This is a genomic window from Rhodoferax sp. UBA5149 (assembly GCF_002413825.1).
Lineage (GTDB): Bacteria > Pseudomonadota > Gammaproteobacteria > Burkholderiales > Burkholderiaceae_C > Rhodoferax.
This window is the reverse complement of record NZ_DHXT01000097.1, coordinates 5,952-31,056: the sequence shown is the minus strand read 5'-3', so window position 1 is coordinate 31,056 and position 25,105 is coordinate 5,952. Positions and strand designations below refer to the sequence as shown.

Below are 25,105 nucleotides of genomic sequence, written 5' to 3'. Positions count from 1 at the left end.
GCTCGTTACACCGGTAAGGCTGGCGAAGCACCTCAGACGCAGTGTCCCGCGCCTCAGGAACGAATTCAAATGAAAAACGTGTTGAAACGCTATTAACGCGAATACAACTCAACGATCAACGACTCGTTGATGTCGGCGGCGAACTGGTCACGATCGGGCGCGGACTTGAAAGTGCCCTCGGCCTTCTCAAGATTCACCTCAACCCAGGCAGGCATACCAACTTGGTGGGCCAACTGAAGGGCTTCCACAATGCGGTTTTGCGTTTTCGACTTGTCCCGAACGGCGATCAAATCACCGGTCTTGACCATGTACGAAGGAATATTGACGCTCTTACCGTTCACCGTCATGGCTTTATGGGACACCAACTGGCGCGCCTCAGCGCGGGTGGAACCGAAGCCCATGCGGTACACCACATTGTCAAGGCGCGACTCCAGCAGGGACAACAGATTTGCACCGGTGTTGCCCTTGCGGCGATCCGCCTCTTCGAAGTAGCGACGGAATTGCTTCTCAAGAACGCCATACATGCGCTTGACCTTTTGCTTTTCACGAAGCTGCAGGCCGAAGTCGGAGGTACGTGCGCCAGAAGTGCGTCCGTGTTGACCCGGTTTGGAGTCGAATTTTGCCTTGTCGCCAATAGAACGCCGGGCGCTCTTCAAAAACAGGTCGGTGCCTTCACGGCGGGATAGTTTGGCCTTGGGGCCTAGGTAACGTGCCACTTGAACTTCCTTTATGTCATCTGCCGCAAAATATTGCGGGAGCCACCGGCGCAGTGCCAGTGGCGGTGGGCTTGGTTAAAAAATTAGATGCCGAATTAGATACGACGGCGCTTCTGCGGACGGCAACCGTTGTGCGGCACCGGTGTCACGTCAGCAATCATGTTGATACGAATGCCGAGCGCGGCAAGGGCGCGAACCGAAGATTCCCGACCAGGGCCTGGACCTTTGATTTCAACGTCAAGATTCTTGATGCCCTGCTCAATCGCAGCACGACCGGCCACCTCGGAAGCCACTTGGGCTGCGAACGGTGTGGACTTGCGGGAACCCTTGAAACCTTGACCACCTGACGAGGCCCAGGACAAAGCATTGCCCTGACGATCCGTGATCGTGATAATGGTGTTGTTGAAGGACGCGTGAACGTGCGCTACACCATCCGCAACATTTTTACGGACTTTCTTGCGCACTCGCTGTGCGGCATTATTGGCTGGAGCTTTTGCCATAGTATTCTTTCAATGCCTGTTATTTTTTCAGTGACTGAGCAGCTTTGCGCGGACCTTTGCGGGTACGGGCATTCGTCCGTGTACGCTGGCCGCGCATGGGCAGACCACGCCGATGACGGAAGCCGCGATAACAACCAATGTCCATCAAACGCTTGATGTTCATTGTCGTTTCACGACGCAGATCACCCTCGATTGTGAACTGAGCAATCTGGTCGCGAATTTTTTCCAGATCCCCGTCAGTCAAATCCTTGACCTTCTTGGAATAAGCGATGCCGCAAGCTTCGCAGATTTTGCGAGCGCGGGTGCGACCGATTCCAAAGATGGCAGTCAAGCCAATTTCAGAATGCTGTTGCGGCGGAATATTGATGCCAGCGATACGTGCCATTTTCGTCCTCTAAAACTCTTGCAATTAACCCTGGCGCTGCTTGTGACGTGGATCGGTACAGATCACACGCACAACGCCCTTACGCCGAATTACCTTGCAGTTACGGCAAATTTTCTTGACCGAAGCCGAAACTTTCATTTCATTCTCCTAAAACTGTTCTCGTTGTTCCCGCAGTAGATCGCGCGGAACACCTACCATTAATGTTACTTAGCCCTGAATACAATCCGTGCCCGACTCAAGTCATAAGGCGTCAATTCAACAGTGACTTTGTCCCCTGGAAGAATGCGGATGTAGTGCATACGCATTTTTCCTGAAATATGCCCCAGTACGATATGACCGTTTTCCAGCTTCACGCGAAACGTCGCGTTTGGCAGGTTTTCGACCACCTCTCCTTGCATCTGAATAACATCGTCTTTTGACATATTTACCAATCGCCTTATGAAGACTTGAAATTAGCCTTCTTCAACAGCGATTCATATTGCTGCGACATCATGTAATTCTGAACCTGTGCCATGAAATCCATGGTCACAACCACAATGATCAAAAGTGAAGTACCACCGAAGTAAAACGGCACGTTGTACTTCAAGATAAGGAATTCGGGTAGCAGACACACCAACGTGATGTAGATCGCACCAGCAAACGTCAGGCGAAGCAAAATCTTGTCTATGTACCGAGCGGTTTGATCACCGGGACGAATACCGGGAATAAACGCACCGCTCTTCTTAAGGTTGTCAGCTGTTTCACGGCTATTGAATACCAAGGCCGTATAAAAAAAGCAGAAAAACACAATCGCCGATGCATACAGCATCACATAGATGGGCTGCCCCGGCGTCAACGAACCCGCAATGTCTTTTAACCAACGCATGGAGTCCCCCGCGCTGAACCAACCCACTACCGTCGCCGGCAACAAAATAATGGACGACGCGAAAATCGGAGGAATCACACCCGCCATGTTCAGCTTCAACGGGAGATGCGACGACTGCCCACCGTACACCTTGTTGCCAACTTGGCGTCTTGCGTAATTCACCAGGATCTTGCGCTGCCCACGCTCCACAAATACGACAAAGAAAGTGACCAAAGCGACCAGAATGACAATGAACAGGGCAACAATGATGCTCATCGCTCCAGTACGCACCAATTCAAGCAATCCACCTATTGCATTAGGCAAACCCGCTGCAATACCGCCAAAAATCAGTATCGAAATACCATTGCCCAAGCCGCGCTCTGTAATCTGCTCACCCAGCCACATCAGGAACAAAGTTCCAGCCGTCAACGTGACGATGGCGGTCATGCGAAATCCAAATCCTGGTGCAATCACCAGTCCCGGCGAGCTTTCCAGTGCGAGGGCAATACCCATTGACTGGAACAAGGCGAGTCCAAGAGTACCGTAGCGTGTGTACTGCGTAATCTTGCGTCGACCGGCCTCACCCTCTTTTTTCAATTGTTCAAAAGCGGGCAGCACATAGGTCAACAACTGCATGATGATCGAAGCCGATATGTACGGCATGATCCCCAACGCAAAAACGGTAAATCGGGACAATGCACCACCCGAGAACATGTTAAACATGCCCAGAATGCCACCTTGTTGACCCTTGAAAAACTGCGCCAATTGTGCAGGGTCAATACCGGGAACTGGAATATGAGCACCCACACGGTACACGACCAGCGCGAGCAGCAAAAATACAAGTCGACGACGCAAGTCGCCAAATTTGCCAGTCTTTGCCAGTTGAGCCGCGTTAGTTGCCACTTTTGAAGTCTTTCAATTATCGACTTAAGCGAGGCTACCGCCGGCCGCTTCAATCGCGACTTTGGCAGCTGCCGTTGCGCCAATACCCGTGAGTTTCACGGCTTTGGTGAGCTCACCAGTCTTGATGATCTTGACAACCTTTGCCAGTTCGCCAACGAGGCCAGCTTGCTTCAAGGTCACCAAATCCACCTCAGCGGCGCCAAGTTGCTCCAACGCAGCCAACGTAACTTCTGCATTGAACTTCAGCAAATGGGATTTGAAACCCCGCTTTGGCAAACGACGATGCATAGGCATTTGACCGCCTTCAAAGCCGACTTTGTGGTAGCCGCCTGCGCGAGACTTTTGACCTTTGTGACCACGACCTGCAGTCTTTCCGATGCCGGAGCCGATACCACGACCGACACGACGCTTGTAGTGCTTTGCACCGTCAGCGGGCTTGATGCCATTGAGTTCCATCATCAACCTCTTAGAGCACTTTGACCAGGTAACTGATCTTGTTAATCATGCCGCGGACCTCAGGCGTATCCACCAACTCGCTTGTGCTGCGAATTTTGCGGAGACCCAATCCACGAACGGTGGCGCGGTGCGATTCCTGGCAGCCGATTGGGCTACGAATCAGTTGCACTGTGACTGTTTGTTTTGTTGTCATTTTGAAACTCCTGCTTAGACGAAGAGTTCTTCAATCGTCTTGCCGCGCTTGGCCGCCACTTGTGACGGAGTCGTCGCATGTGACAGTGCATCCAAAGTGGCACGAACCATGTTGTAGGGATTAGTCGATCCATGGCTCTTCGCCACGATATCAGTAATACCGAGAACTTCGAAGACCGCGCGCATAGGACCGCCCGCAATGATGCCCGTACCCTTGGGGGCCGGCGCCATCATGACTGCTGCGGCGCCATGCTGACCCATCACCTTGTGGTGAATCGAACCATTTTTGAGCGCGACCTTGGTCATGTTGCGACGGGCTTCTTCCATTGCTTTTTGCACGGCTGCAGGCACTTCCTTGGACTTGCCTTTTCCCATGCCAACACGGCCATCGCCATCACCGACCACGGTCAGTGCCGCGAAACCAAGGATCCGGCCACCTTTGACCACCTTGGTAACGCGATTGATCGCGATCATCTTTTCGCGCAGACCATCTTCAGGCCCTTCGGCCCGACCCTGCATTTTCGCTTGAACTTTAGCCATCTTAATTTCCGATCTGCTTAGAACTGCAAGCCAGCTTCACGTGCCGCATCTGCCAACGCCTTGACGCGGCCATGGTACGCAAAGCCTGCACGATCAAACGCAACTTTTTCAACACCAACCGCCATGGCTTTTTCAGCCAGACGTTTGCCAATAGCTTGGGCAGCGGCAACATTGCCACCTTTGCCCGCGCCGCCCAAAGCCTTGCGCACTTCGACTTCCGCCGTGGATGCGCTCGCCAAAATCTTGCCGCCATCGCCAGAGATAACGCTGGCGTAAATGTGCAGGTTGGTGCGGTTGACCGTTAAGCGGGCGACACCTTGGGTGGCGATCCGGATACGGGTTTGACGAGCTCTGCGAAGACGCTGTTCTTTTTTGGTCAACATGTTGCAGCTCCTTATTTCTTCTTGGTTTCTTTGATCGTGATTTTTTCGTCCGAATAACGGATACCCTTGCCTTTGTAGGGCTCAGGAGGACGAATTGCACGGATCTCGGCAGCCACCTGGCCTACGCGTTGACGGTCCGCACCCTTGATCACGATTTCCGTGGGGGTGGGAGTTGCAACGGTGATACCAGCGGGCATGTCTTTATTGACCGGATGAGAATATCCCACAGTCAGATTCAGCTTTGCGCCTTGCGCCTGGGCCTTGTAGCCCACACCAATAAGACTGAGCTTCTTCTCAAAACCCTTGGTCACACCAAGCACCATATTGTTCACCAGCTGGCGCATGGTGCCACTCATGGCATTGGCTTCGCGAGAGTCATTGGCCGGCTGAAAATTCAGCTTGCCTGCATCGCTGGTCACGGTGACCAAAGCATTTTGGATCAAAACCAAAGTGCCACCAGAGCCTTTAACGCTGATCTGGTCTTCTTTGATTGACACATCCACGCCAGCCGGGACGGCGACGGGCATTTTTCCTATACGGGACATTTTCTGTTTCTCCTCAATGTCACGCTTTAGGCGACGTAGCAGAGCACTTCACCACCGACACCGGTAGCGCGCGCTTTGCGATCAGTCATGACGCCCTTGGGGGTTGTGACAATTGCCACACCCAGGCCGTTTTGGACTTGGGGAATGGCATCGCTGCCACGGTAAACACGCAGGCCTGGGCGACTAACGCGCTCAATGCGCTCAATCACGGGCCGACCGGCGTAATATTTCAAGGCAATTTCAAGTTCAGGCTTGCCGTCATTGGCGTTCACCTTGAATCCGTCAATGTAGCCTTCGTCCTTCAACACCTGTGCAATCGCCACCTTCACTTTGGAAGAAGGTACGCTGACAGTGGTTTTGGCCACCATTTGCGCATTGCGAATGCGTGTCAACAGGTCGGCGATGGGATCACTCATGCTCATATATATGTCTCCTACCGCTTACCAGCTGGCTTTGACCATGCCGGGGATTTCCCCTGCAAAAGCCATTTCACGAATTTTTGCACGCGCCAGACCGAAATGCTGGAATGTGCCACGGGGGCGACCGGTGATGGCGCAACGGTTACGTTGACGCGTCGGGTTTGCATTGCGCGGGAGCTTTTGCAGACCCAGACGGGCCGCAGCGCGTTCTTCGTCGGTGCGTTTAATGTCGCTTGCGATTGCCTTGAATTCCGCGTGTTTTTTCGCGTACTTGGCAACCAGGTTATCGCGCTTGATTTCGCGCTGGATTAAAGCCATTTTAGCCACAGGTCACCTCAGTTCTTGAACGGGAAACGGAAACCTGTGAGCAGTGCTTTGCACTCTTCATCAGTCTTGGCCGTTGTGGTGATACTGATATTGAGACCACGCAAGGCATCAACCTTGTCATATTCAATTTCAGGAAAAATGATTTGCTCTTTGACGCCGATGTTGTAGTTACCACGACCATCAAATGCACGACCAGAAATGCCGCGGAAGTCACGAACACGCGGCAAAGCAACGGTCACGAAACGGTCAAGAAACTCGAACATTTGCACGCCGCGCAGCGTGACCATGCAGCCAATGGCCTGGTTTTCACGAATCTTGAAACCCGCAATAGCCTTCTTCGACATGGTGACCACCGGCTTTTGACCCGCAATCTTGGTCAGGTCGCTGACCGCGTGGTCCATCACCTTCTTGTCGGCCACGGCCTCACTCACACCCATATTCAGAGTGATCTTGGTAAGACGCGGAACCTGCATGGGAGATGTGTAGCCAAACTTGGCCATCAGCTCCGGCGCCAATTTTTCGCGATAGTGTTGTTGCAAACGAGCCATGCTTATGCCACCTTGATTTCTTCACCGCTGGACTTGTAAACGCGAACACGTTTACCGTCAGCCGACAGCTTGATGCCAACGCGATCAGCCTTACCCGTAGCAGCGTTAAAAATCGCCACATTGGACTGATGAATTGGCATGGACTTTTCAACGATACCGCCAACCGCACCTTTAAGAGGATTTGGCTTGGTGTGTTTTTTCACCACGTTGATGCCTTCGACGAGCACATACGAGTCGTCTTTGCGCAAGGCAATTTTGCCGCGCTTACCCTTGTCGCGCCCGGTGAGCACGATGATATCGTCGCCTTTGCGAATCTTGTTCATGGCGCGTCCTTACAAAACTTCAGGAGCCAGAGACACGATCTTCATGAACTTCTCAGTGCGCAACTCACGCGTCACTGGACCGAAGATACGGGTGCCAATTGGCTCCAATTTGGCATTCAGCAACACTGCCGCATTGCCATCGAATTTGACCAGGGAGCCGTCGCTACGACGAATGCCCTTGGCCGTACGAACCACCACCGCGCTGTAGATCTCGCCTTTTTTGACGCGACCGCGCGGAGCAGCTTCTTTAATACTCACTTTGATGACGTCACCAACGCTAGCGTAACGACGCTTGGACCCGCCGAGCACCTTGATGCACAGAACGGACTTTGCGCCGGTATTGTCGGCAACTTCTAATCGAGATTCAGCTTGGATCATTTCAATTATTCCCAACTTGCACCAGAAACATCAAGCCACCAACTCTTCAGTCAGCACCCCTAGTTTTCCAGTCAGTCTTGGGCCCGTCGTTTGCAACATGAACCACTCACATTGCATTCGTTGGGCAGACACTTCATACTTTTTCAAGCGAAGCCCACAATTATGCCGAGCATTTATCCTCCCGTCAAGCGTATTTATTCCGGCAAACGCAAATAGTGTTGTGCCAACTCTGAAAAAGCACCAACTTGCGGGTCCAGACCGGTTTCCTCGAAAAGGATTTCGCCGACCTGAACGGCGAGGGAACTTGCCAAACGCGCGTCCAGAAACAGCAAGCGGGAACGGCGAGCCAGGACATCTTCAACCGTGATGGCGTACTCGAAGCGGGCGGCAAAACGAACCATGGCTTCCGTCAGCCCATCGCAGAGCGTCGTACCAGCACCCGGCATAGTCATGACCAGTGCTTGCTCATTGCCATAAGAGTGCAGGCCCGGCGGCCGACAAATGGACTGGACTGGTGTTCCGGGAACGTCCGCGCCAATCAATTTCAAATGGGTCGTCACACCCTTGCGTCTTCTCTCAAGCAAGGACTTCTCGGCGCACATGTCCAGAACGTCTTCGGCCATGGCGCGGTAGGTCGTCCATTTGCCGCCGGTGACCGTCACCAGACCGCTACGGCTGACCAGAACCGTGTGCTCGCGACTCAAGCCCTTGGTGTTGTCACCCTCATCGTCTTGCGGCTTGACCAAGGGACGCAGTCCAACCCAGACACTCTTGACGTCGGCGCGAACCGGCGCGCGGGTGAGATAACGGGTCGATTCATTCAGAATGAAATCCACCTCTTCCTTGAACGGCAATGGCTCGCGCGCCAGGTCGTTTCGAGGCGTATCGGTCGTCCCCAAAATGACTTTTCCCAACCATGGCACAGCAAACAGAACGCGTCCATCCGCTGTTTTTGGCACCATCAAGCCTACATCTGCCCCCAAGAATTCCCGATCTACGACGATATGGACACCTTGGCTGGGTGCCACGATAGGTTTGGTGGGGCGCCTGCCACCGCCGCCATTGGCGACCCCATCTTTCTGCCGAAGTTCGTCCACCCATACGCCTGCTGCGTTGACAACGCAACGGGAGTTGATCCGATACTGTCGGCCGGTCTGCATGTCTTCACAGACGAGCCCGGCGACTTTTCCATCCTCATAAAGAATATCTGCTGCGCGGCAATAGTTCACCAGCAGGGCGCCGTAGGTTGCTGCGGTGCGGGCCAGTGCCAACGCCAGTCGCGCGTCATTGAACTGCCCGTCCCAGTACTTGACGCCGCCCCTGAGCCCCTGCGGCTGTGCCGTTGGCAATGCGGCGAGGGTTTCGTCGTGGCTCAGAAATTCGGTCTTCCCCAAGCCGGCCTTGCCCGCCAGCGCGTCATACATCTTGAGGCCGATCCCATAGAAGGGCGTCTCCCACCATTTATAGGACGGCATGATAAACGACAGAGGTTGCGCCAGATGCGGCGCATTGTTCAGCAATGTGGTGCGCTCATGCAAGGCCTCTCGCACCAGCGCGATATTGCCCTGCGCCAGATACCGCACCCCGCCGTGAACCAGTTTGGTGGACCGGGATGAGGTGCCTTTGGCAAAATCGTGGGACTCCACCAAGACCACACTGAGGCCCCGCGCGGCCGCGTCCAGCGCCACACCGAGCCCGGTAGACCCGCCTCCGACGATGGCAATGTCATAGTGACGGACCTCTGACAGTCGGGTGATCAGTTGATCCCGATGGGTGAATAGGGGCTGCGTTTTGATGGCCATAAGTCAAGTTTTTCGGCTGTTCAACAAATTGCGCTGGTTTGTGCATTGCTCGCAACAATCAGTCGCAAAAAAAGGCCGTGCGACGAATTTGCTCACACGGCCACCTTTTAGAGCATGGGGACTAGCAATGCTTTTTTAGCGAACCTTGCCGTTTTTCCAGGCAGTCAACAGCGTGTCATAGGCAATGGTTTCACCCTTGGGCTTTTCGTTGGCCAACTTCTTCCAGGGGGCACCCTTGTCGCTCAGCCACTTGGCGGGGTCTTGCTTGGGATTGAGCTTGGGAGCGCAGTGCGCCATACCGGCCCGCTCCAGGCGACCCATCACCTGGTCCATCTCCTCAGCCAGGTTGTCCATCGCGGCCTGCGGCGTTTTCTCGCCAGTGACCGCCACGGCCACGTTCTTCCACCACAGCTGCGCCAGCTTCGGGTAGTCGGGGACGTTGGTGCCGGTCGGCGTCCAGGCCACACGGGCCGGGCTGCGATAGAACTCGATCAGTCCGCCGTACTTTTGGGCGTTCTGCGTGAAGTAATCATGCCGAATGTCGCTATCGCGGATGAAGGTCAGTCCGGTGATGGACTTCTTCAAGGAGACCGTCTTGCTCGTGACGAACTGCGCGTACAACCAAGCTGCGGCCACCTTGTTGGGGTCATGGTCCTTGAAAAAGGTCCACGATCCCACGTCCTGGTAGCCGTTTTGCATGCCCTGCTTCCAGTACGGTCCGTTGGGGCCTGGTGCCATGCGCCACTTCGGCGTACCGTCGGAATTCACCACCGGCAAGCCGGTTTTGACCATATCGGCGGTGAATGCCGTGTACCAGAAGATCTGCTGGGCGATCTGGCCTTGCGCCGGCACCGGACCAGCTTCGCCGAAGGTCATGCCACTGGCTTCCTTGGGCGCGTACTTCTTCATCCAGTCGATGTATTTCGTGAGCGCATAGACGGCCGCCGGCGAGTTGGTGGCGCCTCCTCGCGACACGGATGCCCCCACCGGTGTGCATTTGTCAGCAGCAACACGGATGCCCCACTCGTCAACCGGCATCCCGTTGGGAATGCCGACGTCGGCGGTTCCCGCCATGGAGAGCCACGCATCAGTAAAACGCCAGCCCAGCGAGGGGTCCTTTTTGCCGTAGTCCATGTGGCCGTAGATCGGCTTGCCGTCGATGGTCTTCACATCTTCGCTGAAGAACGCGGCGATGTCTTCGTAAGCGCTCCAATTCAGCGGCACGCCCAAGTCATAGCCGTATTTGGCTTTGAACTTGTCCTGCAGGTCCTTCTTCGCGAACAAGTCGGCACGGAACCAATAGAGGTTGGCGAACTGCTGGTCGGGCAACTGGTAGAGTTTTTTGTCCGGCGCGGTAGTGAAGCTGGTGCCGATGAAGTCCTTCAGATCCAGGCCCGGGTTGGTGTACTCCTTGCCTTTGCCGGTCATGTAGTCGGTCAGGTTCATGATCTTGCCGTAGCGGTAATGCGTTCCAATCAGGTCGGAGTCGGAGATCCAGCCGTCGTAGATCGACTTGCCCGACTGCATCGAGGTCTGCAGCTTCTCGACCACGTCACCTTCCTGGATGAGGTCGTGCTTGACCTTGATCCCGGTAATCTCCTCGAACGCCTTGGCCAGCGTCTTGGATTCGTATTCATGCACCGTGAGTGTCTCCGACACCGTGCTGATTTCGTTGACACCCTTGGCTTTGAGCTTCTTGGCCGCGTCGATGAACCATTTCATCTCCGCCGCCTGCTGGTTCTTGGACAAGGTGGACGGCTGAAATTCGCTGTCAATCCACTTCTTGGCCGCAGCCTCATCGGCCCAACCCTGGCTAGCCATCGCGCAGGCGACAGCCACAGTCAGTGCGCTATACCGCAACTTCATAATCAATCTCCTCAGATGTGTAGACCCCTGCTTCAAAGGCTGCTTCGGCTCCAGGGGACAACAAGCCGATCCTTGATACCTCAATGGCTAGCCTTTGCGCATGATCAGCGCGAGCAAACCCATGGACACCACAAAGCTGATCCAGATGGAAGGTTCCATCTCCAGTCCCAACCAGACCACCAACTTGCCGCCGATACCCACGAATGCCAGATTCACATACGCCGCCGTCAACAGCCCGATAAACAAGCGATCCCCACGGGTCGTGTCCAGCGGCAAGAACCCCCGCCTCGGGCTGGTAGGGGACTTGACTTCCCACACCGTCATGCCAAACAGCATGAGCACAATGCAGATGAAGAAAACGGCTACAGGCGTAGTCCAGGCCATCCAGTCAAACATGCAAAACTCCTATCAAACGCGTCCCATCGCGAAACCCTTCGCGATGTAATTCCGAACAAACCAGATCACAATGGCACCCGGCACAATCGTCAGGACACCGGCGGCGGCCAGGGTGGCCCAATCCATGCCGGATGCCGAGACGGTGCGCGTCATGATTGCGACAATCGGTTTGGCATTCACACTGGTCAAGGTGCGGGCCAGCAATAACTCCACCCAGCTGAACATGAAACAGAAGAAGGCGGCAACGCCGACGCCGGCCTTGATCAAGGGCAGAAAAATGGTGATGAAAAACCTCGAAAACGAATAGCCGTCGATATAGGCAGTTTCATCGATTTCTCTGGGGATTCCGCTCATGAAGCCCTCCAGAATCCAGACCGCCAGCGGTACATTGAACAAGAGGTGTGCCAGTGCGACGGCCAAGTGGGTGTCCATCAAACCCACGGTGGAATAAAGCTCAAAAAAAGGCAACAAAAAGACCGCCGGGGGCGTCATCCGGTTAGTCAGCAACCAGAAAAAGACGTGTTTGTCACCCAGAAAGCTGTAACGGGAGAACGCGTAGGCCGCGGGCAAGGCCACGGTGATTGAGATCACGGTGTTGATGGCGACATAAATCAGGCTGTTGATGTAGCCCTCGTACCACGATGGGTCCGTCAGAATCGTCTTGTAGTTGTCCCAGGTAAAGTGCTGCGGCAACAAGGAAAAGCTGGACAATATGTCTTCGTTCGTCTTGAACGACATATTGATCATCCAGTACACCGGCAGCAGGGCGAACACAATGTAGGCGACCAGGAACACTGAGCGCTTCTGAAACCCCGACTTATTCATGACCACCCTCCTTTTCCTGGGTGCCGACGCGCTGCATCCAGTTGTACAAAATGAAACATAGCAACAGAATGATCAGGAAATAGATCAAGGAAAAAGCGGCTGCCGGCCCCAGGTCAAACTGCCCGACCGCCTTCTGCGTCAGGAACTGCGACAGGAACGTGGTCGAGTTGCCCGGCCCGCCACCAGTCAGCACGAAGGGCTCGGTGTAGATCATGAAACTGTCCATGAAGCGCAGGAGCACTGCGATCATCAGAACCCCCCGCATTTTGGGCAGCTGCACATACCAAAACACCGCGAATTTGCTGGCGCCGTCAATGCTGGCGGCTTGGTAGTACGCGTCCGGAATCGAGCGCAGGCCGGCATAGCCCAACAAGGCCACCAACGGGGTCCAGTGCCACACGTCCATGAGCAGAACGGTGATCCATGCATGGGTAGCGTTGCCGGTGTAGCTGTAATCAATACCCAGCCCCTGCAGGGCAGCTCCCATCAAGCCGATGTCAGTGCGTCCGAAAATTTGCCAGATGGTGCCCACTACATTCCAGGGGATGAGCAGCGAAAGCGACACAATGACCAACACCGCCGACGACTTCCATCCCTGGGCGGGCATGGACAAGGCCAGCAGGATGCCCAATGGCAGTTCCACCGCAAGGACCGAGAACGAAAACGTCAGCTGCCGCAACAAGGCACCGTGCAGTTCTTCATCACGCATGATGGCGGCAAACCACTCGGTGCCGACAAACACCCGACGCTCCGGTGAAATAATGTCTTGCACCGAATAATTGACGACCGTCATCAAGGGCAGAATGGCCGAGAATGCGACGCAAATCAACACCGGCAGGATCAGGAACCAGGCTTTTTGGTTCACCGGTTTGGTGGTAGTGCTCATGACACGAGCTCCTCATTTTTGTAAAAACAGCTGTGTTCGCCCATCACCGTCAACCAGACGGTTTCTCCCGGTGACAGCTGCGCCGCGTCGGACGACAGGCGCGCCTTGATCGTGTGGCCCGCCAGTGTCGCGCTCAACATGACATGGGTGCCCACATCCTGCACCTGCGACACCGTCGCGGCCACGGCCCCCGCCGTGCCAGCGGATACCAGCGCCACGTACTCGGGACGAACGCCAAGCTTGATCTCCCCCGCTGGCAACGCGCGACCTGGTGGCAATGCCAAAACAAGGCCACCCACGTGGAACCCTTCTTCGTCCACTTGGCCGGGCAAAAAATTCATGCCGGGCGAGCCAATGAAATGGCCGACAAAGGTATGACTGGGCCGTTCAAACAAGTCGGCCGCCGAGCCGACCTGCACGGCGCGACCCCGGGTCATCACCATCACCTGATCAGCAAAGGTCAGCGCCTCCACCTGGTCGTGCGTCACGTAAATCAGGGTCAGCTTGAGTTCGTGGTGAATCTGTTTGAGTTTTCGGCGCAATTGCCATTTAAGGTGCGGATCGATGACCGTCAGCGGCTCATCAAACAAGACCGCCGAGACGTCGGGCCGGACCAGGCCGCGACCCAGCGATATTTTTTGCTTCGCATCCGCCGCCAGACCAGACGCGCGCTGGTTCAACTGGCCGCTCATTTCCAGCATCTCGGCAATCTCGCCCACCCGTTTGTTGATCTGCTCTTTGGGAACTTTGCGATTGCGCAGCGGAAATGCCAGATTTTCGGCCACGGTCATGGTGTCGTAAATCACCGGGAACTGAAACACCTGGGCGATGTTGCGTTCTTGCGGCGAGGCGCGCGTGACGTCGTGCCCATCAAAGCGCACGCTACCTTGTGACGGCACCAACAAGCCCGACATGATGTTGAGCATGGTGGTCTTGCCGCAACCCGAGGGGCCGAGCAGCGCATAGGCCCCGCCATCTTCAAAGGTCATCTTCAGGGGCAGCAGCGCATAGTCGCTGTCCTGCTTGGGGTCCCGCTTGTAGGCGTGGGCCAGATCGAGATCGATGCGTGCCATATCAGCGCCCTCCGCCGCGCACCGGAGACAGCAGCAGCATCCCCCGGGCGTCAAACACATAAACCTGAGCCGGATTGAAATAGAGGGTGACAGACGCACCCAAATCAAAGTAATGAACGCCGGTCAACTGCGCCACCAGTTCGCCCACCGGGGTGACCACGTGCACAAAGGTATCGGAGCCCGAAATTTCGGCCAGCTCCACCTTGCCAGGCAAGGAGACGTCGCCCTCTCCCGCGCTCACGCGCAGGGCGCTGGCACGCATGCCGACGGTAAGTTGGTGCGACGCCGTGGCCGGCAAGCCCATGGCCAGCAACGGTCCGCCGTCCAGCTGCACGCCACCCGCGCCAACGCTGGCTCCCAACAGATTCATCGGGGGATCACTGAAGGCCCGCGCCACGCGCAACGATTTTGGTTTATGGAACACTTCGGCCGTGGGGCCGTACTGCAACAGTTCACCGGCATCCATGACGGCGGTATAGCCGCCCAGCAGGAGCGCCTCACCAGGTTCGGTGGTGGCGTAAATCACCGTTGAACTACCCGCCGCGAACAGGGCACTCAGCTCTTCGCGCAGCTCTTCGCGCAATTTGTAGTCCAGGTTCACCAGCGGCTCATCCAGCAGCATCAAAGGCGCCCCTTTCGCCAAGGCACGCGCCAAGGCCACACGCTGCTGCTGCCCGCCCGACAGTTCGGACGGATAACGATCCAGAAACATTTCAATATGAAGTTTTTCGGCCAACTCGCGCACGCGCTGATCAATGCCTTTTTCACCCCGCAACTTCAACGGGGATGCAATGTTGTCGCGAACCCTCAACGAGGGGTAATTGATGAACTGCTGGTACACCATCGCCACGTTGCGCTCACGCACCGGCACGCCGACGACGTTCTGGCCATCGACCAGCACCCGGCCAGCGCTGGGCACATCCAGCCCCGCCATGATGCGCATGAGACTGGTCTTGCCCGCCTGGGTTGCGCCCAACAACACGGTCACAGCGCCACTGCGCGGGGCAATGCTCATGTCGTACAACCACGACTGCACCCCCACTTTCTTGCTGATGGCCTCAAGAGTCAACTGCATCACGCTACCTTTAAGAATTATGTTTGAAGACGAATCAAATTTTCGATTTCGTGAATTATTGTTCGTTTTAATTCCTTTTGTATCGGTATTTACCCTATAGATGTTCTTTTTATTTCGTTTTACAGTCTACACCACCGTCCATTTAGGGAAAAATACAAGAATGAATCCAAACCCCAGACAACTCACTTTGCTTGCCGTCGTGCAGGCCCAGGGCTCCGTCACAGTCGAGCAATTGGCAGACCAACTAGGCGTCACCCTGCAAACCGTGCGACGTGATGTACAACGGCTAGCCGACGAGGGACTGCTCGCGCGCTTTCACGGCGGCGTGCGCGTGCGCAGCTCAACCGTTGAGAACATTGCCCACCAGCAGCGTGAAAATCTGAATGCGGAAGGCAAATCCCGTATCGCCCGCGCCGTCGCCGCCGCGGTTCCCAACGATTGCTCGCTGATCCTGAACATCGGCACCACGACCGAAGCCATTGCCCGAGCCCTACTCCATCACACGGGACTGCGAGTCATCACGAACAACTTGAATGTCGCCACCATCCTCAGCGCCAATTCACGAAGTGAAGTGATCGTGGTCGGCGGCGTGGTGCGGGGGCGGGACCGCGGCATCGTCGGCGAAGCGGCCGTGGATTTCATCCGCCGCTTCAAGGTGGACATCGCCCTCATCGGCATATCCGGCATTGAGGCCGACGGCACCTTGCGAGACTATGACTACCGTGAAGTCAAAGTCTCGCAAACCATCATTGCGCACGCGCGTGAAGTGTGGCTTGCCGCTGACGTCAGCAAATTCGACCGCCCGGCCATGGTGGAGGTGGCCACCCTGTCCCAGATTGACCGTCTGTTCACGGACGCAGCACCGCCAGAGCCATTTCCGGCACTTTTGACGGAGGCTCATGTGCGTTACGACATTGCGCTGCCTTGACATCGCCGACGCTGCTTGTGCTGTCCTCGACCTGAATCCTCCATCCCCTCATCAACGGTGCCCCCATGACCTATCTGCTCGCCCTGGACCAGGGCACCTCCAGCTCCCGCAGCATTATTTTTGACGCCGAAGGGCGTACCGTGGCCCAGGCGCAGCAAGAGCTTGCGCAGATCTACCCGCAGCCCGGCTGGGTAGAGCACGACCCGCAGGAAATCTGGCGCACCCAGCTGGCCACTGCCCGCGATGCGCTGGCCAAAGCAGGCATCCAGGCGCGTGAGGTGCGCGCCATCGGCATCACCAACCAGCGTGAAACGACGGTGGTCTGGAACCGGGCCACCGGTCTGCCGATTCACCACGCCATCGTCTGGCAGGACCGCCGCGCCGAGCCCACCTGCGTCGCCTTGCGCGAACGCGGGCTGGCCGACACGATCCAGGCCAAAACCGGATTGCTGGTCGACGCCTATTTTTCCGGCACCAAGCTCAAGTGGATCCTGGACCATGTGCCTGGCGCGCGACAACAGGCGAACAATGGCGAACTGGCTTTTGGCACGGTGGACAGCTGGCTGATCTGGCGCCTCACCGGCGGCGCCGTGCACGCCACCGATGTCAGCAACGCCTCACGCACCATGCTGTTCAACGTTCACACCAACCAGTGGGACCCCGAGTTGCTGCAGGCGCTGGACATTCCAGCCAACATGATGCCCACGGTCAAACCATCCAGCGCACTGTATGGCGAAGTCACGCCTGACCTGCTGGGGCACGCCATCGCCATAGGCGGCGTGGCCGGCGACCAGCAAAGTGCCTTGTTTGGGCAAGCCTGCTTCAAGGCGGGCATGGTCAAAAACACCTACGGCACGGGATGTTTCATGCTGATGCACACGGGGAAAACGTTCCAGACGTCGCACAACGGCCTGATCACCACCAGCGCGGCGCAAGCCACGGCACAGACCGAGTTTGCCATCGAAGGCAGCGTGTTTGTGGGCGGCGCCGTGGTGCAATGGCTGCGCGACGGCCTGCGCGCCATTCCCAGCAGCGGCGAGGTGCAGGCCCTGGCCCAAAGCGTGCCCGACTCGGGCGGCGTGATCGTGGTGCCGGCCTTCACCGGGCTGGGCGCCCCTTACTGGAAACCGGATGCCCGCGGCACCATTACCGGCCTGACACGCGGCAGCACGGTGGCCCACATCGCCCGGGCCGCGCTGGAGAGCATCGCTTTTCAAAGCGCTGCCTTGCTGCAAGCCATGAGTCGCGATGCGGTGGCAGCGGGCGGCGCCACGGTGGCCGAACTGCGGGTCGATGGCGGCGCCTGCATCAATGATCTTTTGATGCAATTCCAGGCCGACTTACTGGGCATTCCGGTGGTCCGCCCGGCAGTGACCGAGACCACGGCACTCGGTGCGGCTTACCTGGCTGGCCTGGCGACCGGGGTCTACAATAATACGGACGAGCTGACCGACCTGTGGCGATCGGAGCGACGCTTCTTGCCCACACTCGATACCCAGCGCGCCCGGGAACTGATGGAGCGGTGGGAGCATGCCGTCAGACAAACTGTGCTGGTGGCCAGCCCTCTTCAGGAGCAATCATGAACGGATTTAAGAACATCACTGTTGGTCAGCGTCTGGCCTTCGGTTTCGGTCTGTCTTCGCTGTTGCTGGTGTTGATCGCTGGCGGCTCATGGTGGGTGCTGAGTTCGGTCAAGCAAGGCGTTGACGTGATCGTCAACGAAAACAACCGCAAGACCGATGTCGCCTGGCGCATGCGCGCCGAGCTCGAAGAAACCGCGCGCTCCGTGCGCAACCTGATCGTCACCCGCGACACCGGCGTGCAAGCCAAACAAAAAGAGCTTCAGGCCGAGTCCCGCAAACGGTTCGACACCATCTACGACTCGCTGGCCGTGCTGCTGGTCGACGACGAGGAAAAAAAGCTCTATGCCGCCATCGGCCAGCTGCGCGGCGTGGTGCTGCCGCTGCTTGACGAAGCGATGGAGCAGGCCACACGCGGCATGAAAGAGGTCGCCAGCGAGACCCTGATCGACAAAGTTCAAAAGCCGCAAACGCAGTGGATTGAGGCGATGCAGGCCTTGATCGATCTGCAGAGCAAGCGCACCGCGGCCGGTGTGGATTCGATGAAGGCGAACTATGCCGCCGCGACGATCGGCCTGTTGGGCGGCATGGTGGCGGCGGTGGCGGTCAGCCTGGGCCTGGGCTTGGGCATTGGTCGCTCGCTGGTACGGGAGCTCGGGGGCGAGCCGCTGTATGCGCGCGACGTGGCGCGACGCATCGCCGCGGGAGACCTGGCCTACAGCATCAAGCTGCGTGCCGGCGATAACGAAAGCCTGCTGTCAGCGATGCGGGAAATGCAGCACGGCCTGCGTGCGATGGTGGTCGAGATCAAGGAGTCCGCCGATTCAGTGTCGCTGGCCAGCGACGAGATTGCGCAGGGCAATTTCGACCTGAGCAACCGCACCGAGCAGCAATCCTCCAGCCTGCAGCAAACCAGTACCTCGATGGCGCAGCTGACCGATACGGTGCGGCACAACACCAGCTCGGCACGCGAAGCAAGCGCCCTCGCTTCATCGGCCGCGAAGGTGGCCAGCGAAGGCGGTGATGCCGTCAACGAAGTGGTGCGGCGGATGGAAGAGATTCAGGCGTCGAGCCGCAAGATCACCGAAATCATCGGCGTGATCGACGGCATTGCATTCCAGACCAACATTCTGGCGCTGAACGCCGCGGTCGAAGCGGCACGGGCCGGCGAGCAAGGCCGTGGCTTTGCCGTGGTGGCCAGCGAAGTGCGCAGCCTGGCGCAGCGCAGCGCGGAGGCAGCCAAGGAAATCAAGACGCTGATCTCCGATAGCGTCGAACGGGTCGATGGCGGTAGCCGCCTCGTCGTGCAGGCCGGCGTGACCATGTCTGACATCGTGGCCCGGGTACGCCAGGTGTCGACCATCGTGACCGAGATCACCAGCGCGTCGGCCGACCAGGAATCGGGCATCGGGCAGATCGCGGTCTCCGTCAATGAGCTGGACACCATGACGCAGCAGAACGCCGCCTTGGTGGAACAGAGCACCGCCGCGGCGCAGAGCCTGAAGGGCCAGGCCACGCGTCTGACCGAGACGGTGTCGCAGTTCCGGCTGGCGGCCTAACCAGCGGCGCCGCCGGAACGGCCGTGCTTTTTGATTAGACTCAAAGACTCGGCCACATTGTTTGTGGCGACCCAACTGCAGGAACATCCATGAGCAAGCGCATTGCATTCATTGGCGGCGGCAACATGGCCAGCGCCCTCATCGGCGGCTTGATCGGCCAGGGCTTCGCGCCCGACCATCTCGACGTTGTCGAGCCCTTTGCAGAGGCCCAGGAAAAGCTTAAAAGCGCCTACGGCATCGTCGCCGAGGCCCAGCCCGGTGCGTTTTTGGCCCAGGCCGCCATGGTGATTTGGGCCATCAAGCCCCAGACCTTCAAGGACGCTGCGCTGCAAGTGCGGTTTCACACCAAAAATGCCCTGCACTTCAGCGTGGCCGCCGGCATCCGCAGCGACAGCATTGCGCGCTGGCTGGGCACCGAGCGGGTGGTGCGTGCCATGCCCAACACACCGGCCTTGATTGGCAAAGGCATCACCGCCCTGTTCGCGCGGCCTGCCGTGACGGCACAGGACAAGGACTCGGTCAGCCAGGTGGTGGCCAGCACCGGCGAGTACCTCTGGCTCGACGCCGAAGACCAGCTGGACGCGGTCACCGCCCTGTCCGGCTCCGGCCCGGCCTATATGTTTTACTTCATGGAAGCGATGACCACGGCGGGCGTCGACATGGGCCTGACGCGCGCTCAGGCCTACCAGCTGGCAATCGCCACCTTCATTGGGGCGGGCGAGCTGGCGCGCAGCTCGGGCGAGCCGCCCGAAGTCCTGCGCCAACGCGTTACCTCCAAAGGTGGCACCACGCATGCGGCGATCTCCAGTCTGGACGACGACAAGGTCAAAACCCAGTTTATCCGGGCCATGCACGCCGCCCGGCGCCGGGCCAAAGAGCTGGGCGATGAATTTGGTGGCGCGTGATTGACAAATCCCGCGCAGACCGTCAACGCGCGCCCACAGGAAAACGTTAGGGGACGGCAGGTCTTCGGTCATCCGGCCGCGAGTACGCGACACAGACGACACTTCGTCACCCCTAAGGATTCATTCATGAAAAAACTGCTTTCCGCCCTGATCAGCGCCGCCCTGATCGCCATGCCCCTGGCCGTGATCTCCACCCCCGTGGCAGCCGCCAGCGCCACGCAGACCAAGACGGTGAAAAAAGGAACGCACGCCAAAGCGAAAACCAAGGCCAAGGCCAAACACAGAAAATCGGCCGCCAAGAAGAAGATGTAAGCCCCGGCGGGTCAAAGCGGCGCACCCAAAGCGCTGCCTTCGCCCCAAATTTCCCCCAAAAGCCGCCTGCGTTCAGGCGGCTTTTTTATTGGAACGCGTAGCTCGCCGCAATGCCGGCAAACAGCGTGAATCCGAGCCAGTGGTTGAGGCGGAAGGCCTTGAAGCAACCGGCGCGCGTGCGGCCGCGGATCAGGGTGTAGTGCCACACCACCTGCCCCAGAGCCAGCCCCATTGCTATATAAAATATAGCGCCTAGCCTATACTCTGCGAGGGCTAGAGCCCAAATAGTCATATACAACAGATACGACAGCAGGATCACCGGCACGTCCAGCCGCCCGAGCGTGATGGCCGACGTTTTCATGCCAATGGCGAGGTCATCATCCCGGTCCACCATGGCGTACTCGGTGTCATAAGCCAGTACCCAGAACAGATTGCCCAGCAGCAACACCCAGGCCAGCGACGGCGCGCTCGATTGCATGGCGGAAAGACTGAACGAATCTCGGCCTTGCACGGCGGAGAAAGCCATCGGAATGCCGAAGCTGAAGGCCACGCCCAGCACGGCTTGCGGCATGGAGACGACCCGTTTGGCATAGGGGTAGAGCAGCGTGACGACCAGCGCCACGACCGACCAGCCGATGGTGGCGGCGTTGGTGCTCAGCACCAGCGCAAACGCCAGCAGCGCCAGCACCGCCCCGAGCAGCAGCGCCTCTTTCACCGACACGGCACCGGTGGTCACCGGGCGCCCCGCGGTGCGCTTGACGTGCCGATCGAAGTCACGGTCGGCCACATCGTTGATGCAGCAACCCGCGCTGCGCATGAGGATGGTGCCGAGCGTGAACACCCCCAGCAAATGCCAGCCGGGGAAGCCGTGCGCGGCAATCCACAGCGCGCTGAGCGTCGGCCACAGCAGCAGCAGCCAGCCGGCCGGGCGGCTCCAGCGAATCAGATCCAGGTAGAGGGCCAGACGGGAGCGAAAACGGGGCGAAAGAGGAGGAAGAGGAGAACGAGGTTTCACGGCAGAGGGGTCAGGGCGGGGCGAAAAATACGGATTTGCTATTTATTTAATAGCTTCTCGCGCAATAGGTACGAGGGCTAGCGGCACATTTTACTTAAACCACAGCCTATGACAGACGCACCACGCCCGGCAGCTCGCAGGCATAGATGGCGTTGCGCAGCGCCGCAATCGCCTCGTAGCGGGTGAAGCTGCGGCGCCAGACCAGCACCACCCGGCGCGTCGGAGGATCTCCCGCGAACGGCAGGTATTTCACAAAAGCATCGCCATCGCGCTTGCGCCGGGGCTTCGGCGCCAAAGCGTCTTTGGGCACGCTCAGGCGCGGCACCAGCGTGACGCCCATGCCGGCGGCCACCATGTGCTTGATGGTCTCCAGGGATGAACCTTCAAAGCTCTTGCGAATGCCCTCGGCGTTGCTGGAAAAGCGGGAAAATTCCGGGCACACCTCCAGCACGTGGTCGCGAAAACAATGGCCGCTGCCCAGCAGCAGCATGGTCTCGCGCTTGAGTTCCTCGGTGGTGACCGCTTTTTTGGCAGCCAAAGCGTGATGGGTCGGCACGGCCGCCAAAAAGGGTTCGTCATACAGCGGCGCCACGGCCAGCCCGGCATCCGGAAAAGGCTCGGCCAGAATGGCGCAGTCAATTTCACCGGTACGCAACATCTCAAGCAGTTTGACGGTGAAATTTTCCTGCAGGATCAGCGGCATTTGCGGGGTATGCGCAATCATCTGGCCGACCAGATCGGGCAGCAGATAGGGACCGATGGTGTAGATTACCCCGAGCGTGAGCGGCCCACTCAAAGGGTCTTTGCCGCGCTTGGCGATCTCACGGATAGCGGCCGCCTGTTCCAGCACGCTTTGCGCCTGGCGCACGATTTCTTCGCCCAGCGGCGTCACCGACACCTCGTTGGCGCTGCGCTCAAACAGCTTGACGTCGAGCTCTTCTTCGAGCTTTTTGACGGCCACCGACAGCGTCGGCTGCGACACATAGCATGCGTCGGCGGCTTTGCCAAAGTGGCGTTCCCGGGCCACGGCCACGATGTATTTAAGCTCGGTCAGTGTCATGGCGTGATTGTGGCATTCAACGCCCCGACATCAGGGTGCCAGCACCCGAAGCTGAATCAGCTGCCGGGACTCGGCCGTCGTGTCGCTGCGGTAGACCCCGCGCGGCGCACGGCTGTCGGTCGTCGCGATCGTGACCCATTGCCCCAGCGTTGCGCTGACCGTGGTCGCCAGGCGGCTGCGTGACTGGGTTGGCAGTTCGGCGCCGGTGCGCTCACCCACTGCGGCCGCCTGTACCTCGATCTCGACCGTCACTACCTGCTTGCCACCGGGCCAGCGCGGCTGCACGGTGAGGCCTTGGCCGGCGTCCATCCAGGTCACGGCATTGCGCACCGCGCCCCCGCTGCTGCTGGCGGAAACGCCGGAGGCCGCCAGCGCCGCGCTCTGCGCCACCGCCGACTGCACCCACTGCACCGGCATCGCCTGCCCCAGGCGCAGGCTGGCCTTGGCGCCGTTGCGCACCCGGATCTGTTGCGGCGCCAGCGTCGGCTCGCGTGACTGCGTGCTGACCGTGACACCGCCCGTGTCTTGCACCTGCCGCAATTCCACCGTCAGGTCGCGCTGGGGCAAGGCCGCCAGCACCGACGGCACTGACAGCGCGCAAAAGGTGGCGAGGCCCAGAAGTTTCAAGACAAGAAGTTTCATGATGAGGCTCACTGCCGGAACAGCACGGCCGGCAACTCAAGCGCCCTGATCTGCAGCGCCGCCCGCTCGGCCTCGCCCTTGCTGTCAAAAGGTCCGGCGCGAACCCGGATGAGGCGCCCGGCCGGCGTGTCGGAGGATTCCGCGCTCGACGCCAGACCGGTCGCCGCGACTTGGGTCCGCGCCTTGTGTGCATTGGCCGCATCGGCAAAGGCCCCGACCTGGACAAACCATTGGTGCTTTGCAGGGACGGGTTTGGGTTGGGTCGGCGGCGCGGCGGGCGCGGGCGCGGGCCTGACGATGGCGACGACGTCGGGCACGGCGGGCACGGCGGGCACAGCCTCGCGCGCCACCACGCTGGACGCTGCCGCCACCGGCTGCAGCGCGACCGTCAGGTCTTTGGCCGCGGCCGTGACCAGTCCGGACTGTGCCAGGTGAGCGCCGGTCGGTCCGAGGCTCAGGACAAAAGCCGCCGCACTGGCCGCCAGCGCCAGCACCAGCCCATTGGCCGCCGCCAGGCCCAGCCCGCGCCGTCGGCTGCTGGCCTGCCGCGCGAGCACGGCACAAGCCTCCTTGATGTTGGTGGTGTCGCGCAAGGCGACTGAAATCTTCTCGCTGCAAGACGTGTAATACCAGGCATTGGCATACAGGCCGGGCAGCACCACGGCGACCGTCGCGAACAGCAGGAGCAGCAGCAGGCCGGTCGCCTCGGAATAGTGGAACGCCAGCTTGCCGACACCAAAAACAAGCAGGGCCAGCCCCAACAGCGCCGCCCCATAGGCCAGCGCCCAGCGCCACATCCGGCGATAGACAAGCCAGCTCAAGGTCGCCGCGCAGGCCGGCCAGTGCCAGCTGACGCCGGTCTTGCCGGCTGCATCAAACTGGAAAAAATGACGCAGGTAGTAAGCCTGGCCCTGGGGACCAATGGCGGCCTTGTAGAGCTCGGCGGTCACGCCGTTGGCCAGGGGATTCTCGGGTTCGGATGCCATCAATATTGCCGGGTTGAGCGCTCAGGGGGTTGGACAGCGACAGTCTAATTCACCTTGGCCGACTTCTTCTCCAGGATGACCAAGGCCATGCCGCCCAGAATGGCGCCCGACGCCAACACCATGCGCCAGCTGACGGACTCGCCCAGCAAGACCATACCGCCGACGGTGGCCAGCACCGGTGGCCGGCGGTCAGCGCGGCATCCAGGCGGCGCAGTTCCAACACTGCTCGAAGCCGCCTTCCACCAGTTCACCGCAAGTACAGAGCCAGCGATGCTGCGGCACATGCTGCAAGTCGTACAGCAACTCGCGCGCCCGTGCCTCCTGGGCCGGATGATGAATCCAGACCTCTGGCAGGCACTGATCCGGCGGCAGCTCACCCGCCACGCCGGCCAGATACTGGCGCTGCACGCTGGCGACGATGCCTTCGTCATTTAGCGCGTCAGCCCACAGCGTGGCAATCGCCAGATTGGAGGCTTGGGTCAGGCGCAGCATGATGCACAAGCATACGCGGCTTTGTGGTTCTGGGCCGCGAGTGGTCGAACCGATTCATTGCACAGTGGCACTTCAGACTTGAACGCGCGTGAGTATTGTCAAAGACAAACGGCAAAAATAGGCAAATACTGCCGCTTGGACAGAAGGAAGGAAGTGTATGAACTTCATTGTCTTGATCATTGGCGCACCGTTCGCGGTGATCTTCTTGTACACGTTGATCAGTCTGCTTCGGTAAGGTGGATGA

At 58.7% G+C, this 25,105-nt stretch carries 34 protein-coding genes; 5 read left to right on the top strand and 29 right to left on the bottom strand.

Annotated elements, in window-relative coordinates; genetic code table 11:
* Positions 1 to 92: 92 nt before the first annotated feature.
* The 23 genes from rpsD to B3V69_RS08295 form a co-directional block, all read right to left on the bottom strand.
* On the bottom strand, positions 93 to 716 hold the full coding sequence (gene rpsD / locus B3V69_RS08405; protein WP_296445558.1) for a 30S ribosomal protein S4: 624 nt from the start codon (positions 714 to 716) through the stop codon (positions 93 to 95).
* A 95-nt stretch (positions 717 to 811) separates the two neighbouring features.
* Positions 812 to 1,216 carry a 30S ribosomal protein S11 gene (gene rpsK / locus B3V69_RS08400; RefSeq protein ID WP_114972515.1) on the bottom strand — a complete coding sequence of 135 codons (405 nt, stop codon included), beginning with the start codon at positions 1,214 to 1,216 and terminating at the stop codon, positions 812 to 814.
* A gap of 19 nt (positions 1,217 to 1,235) precedes the next feature.
* Positions 1,236 to 1,601, bottom strand: a complete 366-nt coding sequence (gene rpsM, locus B3V69_RS08395; RefSeq protein WP_029706490.1) for a 30S ribosomal protein S13 — start codon at positions 1,599 to 1,601, stop codon at positions 1,236 to 1,238.
* 24 nt (positions 1,602 to 1,625) lie between these two features.
* The gene (rpmJ, locus tag B3V69_RS08390; protein ID WP_084795560.1) at positions 1,626 to 1,739 is read right to left on the bottom strand and encodes a 50S ribosomal protein L36; all 114 of its coding nucleotides are present in this window, start codon (positions 1,737 to 1,739) and stop codon (positions 1,626 to 1,628) included.
* Positions 1,740 to 1,804: 65 nt separating this feature from the next.
* Positions 1,805 to 2,023 (bottom strand): translation initiation factor IF-1, encoded by a 219-nt coding sequence (gene infA / locus B3V69_RS08385; protein WP_077563621.1) that lies wholly within the window; start codon positions 2,021 to 2,023, stop codon positions 1,805 to 1,807.
* Positions 2,024 to 2,037: 14 nt separating this feature from the next.
* Positions 2,038 to 3,348 (bottom strand): preprotein translocase subunit SecY, encoded by a 1,311-nt coding sequence (gene secY, locus B3V69_RS08380; protein WP_296445550.1) that lies wholly within the window; start codon positions 3,346 to 3,348, stop codon positions 2,038 to 2,040.
* Between the two features lie 24 nt (positions 3,349 to 3,372).
* Positions 3,373 to 3,804, bottom strand: coding sequence for a 50S ribosomal protein L15 (gene rplO, locus B3V69_RS08375; RefSeq protein WP_296445701.1), 432 nt, complete (start codon positions 3,802 to 3,804; stop codon positions 3,373 to 3,375).
* 10 nt (positions 3,805 to 3,814) lie between these two features.
* The gene (rpmD, locus tag B3V69_RS08370; protein ID WP_296445548.1) at positions 3,815 to 3,997 is read right to left on the bottom strand and encodes a 50S ribosomal protein L30; all 183 of its coding nucleotides are present in this window, start codon (positions 3,995 to 3,997) and stop codon (positions 3,815 to 3,817) included.
* A 14-nt stretch (positions 3,998 to 4,011) separates the two neighbouring features.
* Positions 4,012 to 4,536, bottom strand: a complete 525-nt coding sequence (gene rpsE / locus B3V69_RS08365) for a 30S ribosomal protein S5 (protein ID WP_296445546.1) — start codon at positions 4,534 to 4,536, stop codon at positions 4,012 to 4,014.
* 17 nt (positions 4,537 to 4,553) lie between these two features.
* Positions 4,554 to 4,919, bottom strand: coding sequence for a 50S ribosomal protein L18 (gene rplR / locus B3V69_RS08360; RefSeq protein ID WP_296445545.1), 366 nt, complete (start codon positions 4,917 to 4,919; stop codon positions 4,554 to 4,556).
* An 11-nt stretch (positions 4,920 to 4,930) separates the two neighbouring features.
* Positions 4,931 to 5,464: a 50S ribosomal protein L6 gene (rplF, locus tag B3V69_RS08355; RefSeq protein WP_296445543.1), complete on the bottom strand. Its 534-nt coding sequence runs from the start codon at positions 5,462 to 5,464 to the stop codon at positions 4,931 to 4,933.
* Between the two features lie 26 nt (positions 5,465 to 5,490).
* Entirely contained in the window at positions 5,491 to 5,886 is a 396-nt protein-coding gene (gene rpsH / locus B3V69_RS08350) for a 30S ribosomal protein S8 (protein WP_296445541.1), read from the bottom strand.
* An 18-nt stretch (positions 5,887 to 5,904) separates the two neighbouring features.
* Positions 5,905 to 6,210: a 30S ribosomal protein S14 gene (rpsN, locus tag B3V69_RS08345; RefSeq protein WP_296445538.1), complete on the bottom strand. Its 306-nt coding sequence runs from the start codon at positions 6,208 to 6,210 to the stop codon at positions 5,905 to 5,907.
* Between the two features lie 8 nt (positions 6,211 to 6,218).
* Positions 6,219 to 6,758, bottom strand: coding sequence for a 50S ribosomal protein L5 (gene rplE / locus B3V69_RS08340; RefSeq protein ID WP_296445536.1), 540 nt, complete (start codon positions 6,756 to 6,758; stop codon positions 6,219 to 6,221).
* 2 nt (positions 6,759 to 6,760) lie between these two features.
* Positions 6,761 to 7,081, bottom strand: coding sequence for a 50S ribosomal protein L24 (rplX, locus tag B3V69_RS08335; RefSeq protein ID WP_296445534.1), 321 nt, complete (start codon positions 7,079 to 7,081; stop codon positions 6,761 to 6,763).
* 9 nt (positions 7,082 to 7,090) lie between these two features.
* Positions 7,091 to 7,459, bottom strand: a complete 369-nt coding sequence (gene rplN, locus B3V69_RS08330; RefSeq protein ID WP_114972526.1) for a 50S ribosomal protein L14 — start codon at positions 7,457 to 7,459, stop codon at positions 7,091 to 7,093.
* A 194-nt stretch (positions 7,460 to 7,653) separates the two neighbouring features.
* Complete coding sequence (locus tag B3V69_RS08325; RefSeq protein WP_296445531.1) at positions 7,654 to 9,261, bottom strand: glycerol-3-phosphate dehydrogenase/oxidase; 1,608 nt, start codon at positions 9,259 to 9,261, stop codon at positions 7,654 to 7,656.
* 135 nt (positions 9,262 to 9,396) lie between these two features.
* A complete protein-coding gene (locus tag B3V69_RS08320; RefSeq protein ID WP_296445530.1) occupies positions 9,397 to 11,127 on the bottom strand; it encodes an ABC transporter substrate-binding protein in 1,731 nt (576 codons plus the stop codon).
* A gap of 87 nt (positions 11,128 to 11,214) precedes the next feature.
* A complete protein-coding gene (locus tag B3V69_RS08315; protein ID WP_296445529.1) occupies positions 11,215 to 11,523 on the bottom strand; it encodes a DUF2160 domain-containing protein in 309 nt (102 codons plus the stop codon).
* A 12-nt stretch (positions 11,524 to 11,535) separates the two neighbouring features.
* Positions 11,536 to 12,348: a carbohydrate ABC transporter permease gene (locus B3V69_RS08310; protein ID WP_296445527.1), complete on the bottom strand. Its 813-nt coding sequence runs from the start codon at positions 12,346 to 12,348 to the stop codon at positions 11,536 to 11,538.
* The gene (locus B3V69_RS08305; RefSeq protein ID WP_296445525.1) at positions 12,341 to 13,234 is read right to left on the bottom strand and encodes a carbohydrate ABC transporter permease; all 894 of its coding nucleotides are present in this window, start codon (positions 13,232 to 13,234) and stop codon (positions 12,341 to 12,343) included. Before B3V69_RS08305 ends, B3V69_RS08310 begins: the two co-directional genes overlap by 8 nt.
* Positions 13,231 to 14,307: an ABC transporter ATP-binding protein gene (locus tag B3V69_RS08300; RefSeq protein ID WP_296445524.1), complete on the bottom strand. Its 1,077-nt coding sequence runs from the start codon at positions 14,305 to 14,307 to the stop codon at positions 13,231 to 13,233. Before B3V69_RS08300 ends, B3V69_RS08305 begins: the two co-directional genes overlap by 4 nt.
* A 1-nt stretch (position 14,308) precedes the next feature.
* Positions 14,309 to 15,382: an ABC transporter ATP-binding protein gene (locus B3V69_RS08295; protein ID WP_296445522.1), complete on the bottom strand. Its 1,074-nt coding sequence runs from the start codon at positions 15,380 to 15,382 to the stop codon at positions 14,309 to 14,311.
* A 160-nt stretch (positions 15,383 to 15,542) separates the two neighbouring features.
* Here B3V69_RS08295 and B3V69_RS08290 point away from each other — a divergent pair, with 160 nt between their 5' ends.
* The 5 genes from B3V69_RS08290 to B3V69_RS08270 all read left to right on the top strand — a co-directional run bounded on the left by B3V69_RS08290 (position 15,543) and on the right by B3V69_RS08270 (position 20,666).
* Entirely contained in the window at positions 15,543 to 16,310 is a 768-nt protein-coding gene (locus B3V69_RS08290) for a DeoR/GlpR family DNA-binding transcription regulator (RefSeq protein WP_296445520.1), read from the top strand.
* Between the two features lie 65 nt (positions 16,311 to 16,375).
* Positions 16,376 to 17,893, top strand: a complete 1,518-nt coding sequence (gene glpK, locus B3V69_RS08285; protein WP_296445518.1) for a glycerol kinase GlpK — start codon at positions 16,376 to 16,378, stop codon at positions 17,891 to 17,893.
* Positions 17,890 to 19,449, top strand: coding sequence for a methyl-accepting chemotaxis protein (locus B3V69_RS08280; RefSeq protein ID WP_296445516.1), 1,560 nt, complete (start codon positions 17,890 to 17,892; stop codon positions 19,447 to 19,449). The genes glpK and B3V69_RS08280 overlap by 4 nt, the downstream gene beginning before the upstream one ends.
* Before the next feature lie 89 nt (positions 19,450 to 19,538).
* Positions 19,539 to 20,354 (top strand): pyrroline-5-carboxylate reductase, encoded by an 816-nt coding sequence (proC, locus tag B3V69_RS08275; RefSeq protein ID WP_296445514.1) that lies wholly within the window; start codon positions 19,539 to 19,541, stop codon positions 20,352 to 20,354.
* Between the two features lie 126 nt (positions 20,355 to 20,480).
* The gene (locus tag B3V69_RS08270; RefSeq protein WP_296445512.1) at positions 20,481 to 20,666 is read left to right on the top strand and encodes a hypothetical protein; all 186 of its coding nucleotides are present in this window, start codon (positions 20,481 to 20,483) and stop codon (positions 20,664 to 20,666) included.
* Between the two features lie 85 nt (positions 20,667 to 20,751).
* Here B3V69_RS08270 and ubiA read toward each other — a convergent pair whose 3' ends face one another.
* The 6 genes from ubiA to B3V69_RS08240 form a co-directional block, all read right to left on the bottom strand.
* Positions 20,752 to 21,681 (bottom strand): 4-hydroxybenzoate octaprenyltransferase, encoded by a 930-nt coding sequence (gene ubiA, locus B3V69_RS08265; RefSeq protein WP_296445510.1) that lies wholly within the window; start codon positions 21,679 to 21,681, stop codon positions 20,752 to 20,754.
* A 106-nt stretch (positions 21,682 to 21,787) separates the two neighbouring features.
* The gene (locus B3V69_RS08260; protein ID WP_296445508.1) at positions 21,788 to 22,741 is read right to left on the bottom strand and encodes a LysR substrate-binding domain-containing protein; all 954 of its coding nucleotides are present in this window, start codon (positions 22,739 to 22,741) and stop codon (positions 21,788 to 21,790) included.
* A 30-nt stretch (positions 22,742 to 22,771) separates the two neighbouring features.
* Entirely contained in the window at positions 22,772 to 23,383 is a 612-nt protein-coding gene (locus tag B3V69_RS08255; protein ID WP_296445507.1) for a hypothetical protein, read from the bottom strand.
* Between the two features lie 8 nt (positions 23,384 to 23,391).
* A complete protein-coding gene (locus B3V69_RS08250; protein WP_296445505.1) occupies positions 23,392 to 24,369 on the bottom strand; it encodes an SPOR domain-containing protein in 978 nt (325 codons plus the stop codon).
* Positions 24,370 to 24,413: 44 nt separating this feature from the next.
* Positions 24,414 to 24,545, bottom strand: coding sequence for a hypothetical protein (locus B3V69_RS08245; RefSeq protein ID WP_296445503.1), 132 nt, complete (start codon positions 24,543 to 24,545; stop codon positions 24,414 to 24,416).
* Between the two features lie 13 nt (positions 24,546 to 24,558).
* Positions 24,559 to 24,861: a putative signal transducing protein gene (locus B3V69_RS08240; RefSeq protein WP_296445500.1), complete on the bottom strand. Its 303-nt coding sequence runs from the start codon at positions 24,859 to 24,861 to the stop codon at positions 24,559 to 24,561.
* Positions 24,862 to 25,105: the final 244 nt, after the last annotated feature.

Coding starts and splice junctions, on each gene's coding strand:
- rpsK (WP_114972515.1), bottom strand. CDS start 1,216: ATGGCAAAAGCTCCAGCCAATAATGCCGCACAGCGAGTGCGCAAGAAA.
- rpsM (WP_029706490.1), bottom strand. CDS start 1,601: ATGGCACGTATCGCTGGCATCAATATTCCGCCGCAACAGCATTCTGAA.
- rpmJ (WP_084795560.1), bottom strand. CDS start 1,739: ATGAAAGTTTCGGCTTCGGTCAAGAAAATTTGCCGTAACTGCAAGGTA.
- infA (WP_077563621.1), bottom strand. CDS start 2,023: ATGTCAAAAGACGATGTTATTCAGATGCAAGGAGAGGTGGTCGAAAAC.
- rplO (WP_296445701.1), bottom strand. CDS start 3,804: ATGGAACTCAATGGCATCAAGCCCGCTGACGGTGCAAAGCACTACAAG.
- rpmD (WP_296445548.1), bottom strand. CDS start 3,997: ATGACAACAAAACAAACAGTCACAGTGCAACTGATTCGTAGCCCAATC.
- rpsE (WP_296445546.1), bottom strand. CDS start 4,536: ATGGCTAAAGTTCAAGCGAAAATGCAGGGTCGGGCCGAAGGGCCTGAA.
- rplR (WP_296445545.1), bottom strand. CDS start 4,919: ATGTTGACCAAAAAAGAACAGCGTCTTCGCAGAGCTCGTCAAACCCGT.
- rplF (WP_296445543.1), bottom strand. CDS start 5,464: ATGTCCCGTATAGGAAAAATGCCCGTCGCCGTCCCGGCTGGCGTGGAT.
- rpsH (WP_296445541.1), bottom strand. CDS start 5,886: ATGAGCATGAGTGATCCCATCGCCGACCTGTTGACACGCATTCGCAAT.
- rplE (WP_296445536.1), bottom strand. CDS start 6,758: ATGGCTCGTTTGCAACAACACTATCGCGAAAAATTGGCGCCGGAGCTG.
- rplX (WP_296445534.1), bottom strand. CDS start 7,081: ATGAACAAGATTCGCAAAGGCGACGATATCATCGTGCTCACCGGGCGC.
- rplN (WP_114972526.1), bottom strand. CDS start 7,459: ATGATCCAAGCTGAATCTCGATTAGAAGTTGCCGACAATACCGGCGCA.
- B3V69_RS08325 (WP_296445531.1), bottom strand. CDS start 9,261: ATGGCCATCAAAACGCAGCCCCTATTCACCCATCGGGATCAACTGATC.
- B3V69_RS08320 (WP_296445530.1), bottom strand. CDS start 11,127: ATGAAGTTGCGGTATAGCGCACTGACTGTGGCTGTCGCCTGCGCGATG.
- B3V69_RS08315 (WP_296445529.1), bottom strand. CDS start 11,523: ATGTTTGACTGGATGGCCTGGACTACGCCTGTAGCCGTTTTCTTCATC.
- B3V69_RS08310 (WP_296445527.1), bottom strand. CDS start 12,348: ATGAATAAGTCGGGGTTTCAGAAGCGCTCAGTGTTCCTGGTCGCCTAC.
- B3V69_RS08305 (WP_296445525.1), bottom strand. CDS start 13,234: ATGAGCACTACCACCAAACCGGTGAACCAAAAAGCCTGGTTCCTGATC.
- B3V69_RS08300 (WP_296445524.1), bottom strand. CDS start 14,307: ATGGCACGCATCGATCTCGATCTGGCCCACGCCTACAAGCGGGACCCC.
- B3V69_RS08295 (WP_296445522.1), bottom strand. CDS start 15,382: ATGCAGTTGACTCTTGAGGCCATCAGCAAGAAAGTGGGGGTGCAGTCG.
- B3V69_RS08290 (WP_296445520.1), top strand. CDS start 15,543: ATGAATCCAAACCCCAGACAACTCACTTTGCTTGCCGTCGTGCAGGCC.
- glpK (WP_296445518.1), top strand. CDS start 16,376: ATGACCTATCTGCTCGCCCTGGACCAGGGCACCTCCAGCTCCCGCAGC.
- B3V69_RS08280 (WP_296445516.1), top strand. CDS start 17,890: ATGAACGGATTTAAGAACATCACTGTTGGTCAGCGTCTGGCCTTCGGT.
- proC (WP_296445514.1), top strand. CDS start 19,539: ATGAGCAAGCGCATTGCATTCATTGGCGGCGGCAACATGGCCAGCGCC.
- B3V69_RS08270 (WP_296445512.1), top strand. CDS start 20,481: ATGAAAAAACTGCTTTCCGCCCTGATCAGCGCCGCCCTGATCGCCATG.
- B3V69_RS08260 (WP_296445508.1), bottom strand. CDS start 22,741: ATGACACTGACCGAGCTTAAATACATCGTGGCCGTGGCCCGGGAACGC.
- B3V69_RS08255 (WP_296445507.1), bottom strand. CDS start 23,383: ATGAAACTTCTTGTCTTGAAACTTCTGGGCCTCGCCACCTTTTGCGCG.
- B3V69_RS08250 (WP_296445505.1), bottom strand. CDS start 24,369: ATGGCATCCGAACCCGAGAATCCCCTGGCCAACGGCGTGACCGCCGAG.
- B3V69_RS08240 (WP_296445500.1), bottom strand. CDS start 24,861: ATGCTGCGCCTGACCCAAGCCTCCAATCTGGCGATTGCCACGCTGTGG.